4 protein-coding genes are annotated in these 3034 nt (G+C 34.4%); 1 reads left to right on the forward strand and 3 read right to left on the reverse strand.

All coding sequences use genetic code 11. The features are described 5' to 3' along the window. Positions 1-164, reverse strand: a 164-nt coding sequence (locus tag ACPYKA_RS20145; protein ID WP_479543976.1) for a Sir2 family NAD-dependent protein deacetylase, incomplete at its 3' end; no start/stop codon positions are given. 34 nt (positions 165-198) lie between these two features. Beyond that, positions 199-843 carry a helix-turn-helix domain-containing protein gene (locus ACPYKA_RS20150; RefSeq protein WP_479543974.1) on the reverse strand — a complete coding sequence of 215 codons (645 nt, stop codon included), beginning with the start codon at positions 841-843 and terminating at the stop codon, positions 199-201. A gap of 215 nt (positions 844-1058) precedes the next feature. Between ACPYKA_RS20150 and ACPYKA_RS20155 the strand changes: the two genes are divergently transcribed. Further along, positions 1059-1349, forward strand: coding sequence for a hypothetical protein (locus ACPYKA_RS20155; protein ID WP_479543975.1), 291 nt, complete (start codon positions 1059-1061; stop codon positions 1347-1349). A gap of 172 nt (positions 1350-1521) precedes the next feature. Here the strand turns inward: ACPYKA_RS20155 and gdhA are convergent, their stop codons facing one another. Continuing rightward, the gene (gdhA, locus tag ACPYKA_RS20160; RefSeq protein ID WP_479543977.1) at positions 1522-2850 is read right to left on the reverse strand and encodes an NADP-specific glutamate dehydrogenase; all 1329 of its coding nucleotides are present in this window, start codon (positions 2848-2850) and stop codon (positions 1522-1524) included. Positions 2851-3034: the final 184 nt, after the last annotated feature.

Consider the following 3034-nt stretch of genomic DNA (forward strand, 5'->3'; position numbering starts at 1 on the left):
AGGGCATGTACGTTGGCAAGTTCATTCGGGTTAAACTTTTCCCACAGGCCTCGATCTTTTGATCTGAAATCAGGTAGGCCACTTTCAGTTGACATTCCTGCACCAGTAAAAATAATTGTGTAATTTGAATCTTGTAGAAGTTGAACAAGTTTATCCAATAATATCCTTCCTCTCTTTATTTATCCTAAATTATTATCATCAATCGCTTTTATATTCTTCAAAACTTAAGATAGCTTGCAGTACATTTAAAATTTGTTTCTTCTCTTTTTTTGTAAGTAACTGTTGTTTGAATGAAGTGTCGATATTTAAACTTAACAATGTGTATAAATCAATTGGATTTTGATATAAGTAGCTGAAATTCTCTTCAGCTAAGTAATTATTGAGAAAATCTATATTTTTTAACTTCTCATTATTTAAAGAATGAGGTTTCTCCTCTGGATTATCCTTTTTTAAATGCTTATATTCATGGCATAGCTCTATTATTTCTAACAAGGTTAATGACTTTAACTGTTTTTCATAACTGTTTTTATCTTTAATGTTATATAGGGGATAAGGCTGTGGTTCTTGGTTGTTGTGATCAAAATTCTCATTGCTACTAACATCTTTTTCATTTATCTGTGTAAAAAAGTCTTTTGTAATGTGACCTGCTTTATACATTAAAAGCGTATAATCGGCATTCAATCCATTAGCTAATTTTTTCACTATTTCAGGAGATGGGTTTTTATTTGCACCAGTTTCTAGTTGGGATAAATATCCTTGAGAGATACCAGATCGTTCAGCTAACTTCCTAGATGAGAGGTTATTTTCCAATCTCAATCTCTTAATATAGGAACCGAAAGTCATATATTCACCTACTATATTGTCATTTTAAGAGTAGTTTACCTTATCTTTATCGACGTATCAATATTCCAATCAAAATGATTGATAAATAAATCATTATATATTATGATTGATATACCAATCAATTATTTTGGAAGAGAGGTGTACATGTTGTATTTAAATAGACAATTCGTTTATTGTTTTGAACACGCTTACATTAATAGGGAGAGGTGAGAGAAGTGAGAGAAAATACTTTTGATTTAGAAGCGAATATCAATGAAGTTTCTAGTCACATTGAAGTGATTAGCGGTGGATTATTGATCTTTGATGAGCTCCTTCAGGACATGGAGAGATCTCCGGAAGTGGCTTCTAAAATGGTGATTCAAGGGGCTGTTCAAGTGAAGCTTTTAGCCATTTATATGCTTTTTAGAAATAGTATAGAAAGAATGGAAAAAGCGAATAGTAATGCTTACAGTAACGTCGAACCAATCTTTGAATACTTTGTGAACTCAAATAAACAAATAGATTAAAATGGGGAGGCTGGGACATAACGAAAACGCTCAAAGAAGAACAAAACGCTATATTTACGAAGTGGTTTACTTACATCAACCATAACTTTTAGTTTATCGGACTTTTCCTTGATTTAAATACTTTTGCCCCAGCGTCCAAAATACGTAATGAAAAGTCTTTAGGTTGTTCTTATTAAATTACACCTTGTTCAATCATTGTATCGGCAACTTTTGTAAATCCGGCAATATTTGCACCAACGACTAAGTTACCAGGTTGATCATATTTTCGTGCAGCTCTTGTACAATTACGGTAGATATTCTTCATAATATTTTGTAACTCTTCATCAACTTGTTCAAAGGTCCAGCTTAATCGTGCACTGTTTTGTGCCATTTCTAGAGAAGAACACGCGACTCCGCCTGCGTTTACTGCTTGAGCGGGTCCAAATAGAACTCCGTTATCTATGAAAGCGTCAATTGCTTCAATCGTACAAGGCATATTTGCACCTTCTGCCACAACTTTCACCCCGTTAGTTATGAGCATATTTGCAGCGGCTCCGTCAATTTCATTTTGTGTAGCACAAGGTAAAGCAATATCACATGGGACAGACCAAATTTTAGAACAATCATCAAAATATTCTGCTTCAGGATGGGATTTAATATATTCTTTAATCCGAGCTCCTTCTGAAAATTTGATCCGTTTGATTGTCTGTAAACTCAATCCATTTTTATCGTAAACATAACCACCTGAATCACTACATGCTACAACTTTGGCCCCCAGCTTAATAGCTTTTTCCATTGCATATATAGCTACATTACCGGAGCCTGATGTAATTACCGTCATATTTTTCATGCTCATTCGGCGGTCTTTTAACATTTCATCTACAAAATAAATCGTTCCGTATCCTGTTGCTTCTGTTCGACCTAAACTACCACCATAATTCAGTCCTTTACCTGTTAAGACACCGGCATGATAAGCCCCTTGGAGACGCTTATATTGACCGAACATATAACCGACCTCTCGCTTTCCAACACCAATGTCACCAGCCGGAACATCCGTATCAGGTCCAATATGCTTGTAAAGTTCTGTCATAAAACTTTGACAGAAACGCATAATTTCATTATCAGATTTTCCTTTAGGGTCAAAATCAGCTCCGCCTTTTCCTCCTCCAATTGCTTGGCCAGTTAAGGAGTTCTTAAAGATCTGAGTTAATGCTAAAAATTTCATAACACTTAAATTAACAGTCGGATGAAAACGAATTCCACCTTTGTAAGGCCCAATTGCACTGTTAAATTGCACACGATAGCCCCGATTAACTTGAACATTACCATCATCATCAATCCAAGGAACACGGAATATAATTACTCTTTCAGGTTCAATAAGACGCTCTAAAATGTTATGGTCTTTGTATGTGCGATTTTTCACAAAGACGGGTATAAGAGAATCAAATAGCATTTTTGTAGCTTGCAAAAATTCCTCTTCATGAGGGTCACGAGCTTTTACTTTTTCGTAAACATTATTCATATAGTTAATAACAGCTTGTTCCTCTTTCGTTGAATTTTCTTTTGTGCTTAACAATGTGTTCGCCTCCTTTTCTAGCTGAATTATTTCCTTTTACAATCTATTATTAAACAAAAGGAGTAAGCTTATAAGTTTTTACAGAAGTATCCATATTTATATTGTAACAAAAGATAATCAATCTAAACAA

The sequence above is a fragment of the Pseudogracilibacillus amylolyticus (SeqCode) genome, from assembly GCF_051918545.1.
Lineage (GTDB): Bacteria > Bacillota > Bacilli > Bacillales > Amphibacillaceae > Pseudogracilibacillus.

Bases quoted from the DNA above. Each gene is read 5' to 3' on its own strand.
- ACPYKA_RS20150 (WP_479543974.1), bottom strand. From the start codon at position 843: ATGACTTTCGGTTCCTATATTAAGAGATTGAGATTGGAAAATAACCTC.
- gdhA (WP_479543977.1), bottom strand. From the start codon at position 2,850: ATGAATAATGTTTACGAAAAAGTAAAAGCTCGTGACCCTCATGAAGAG.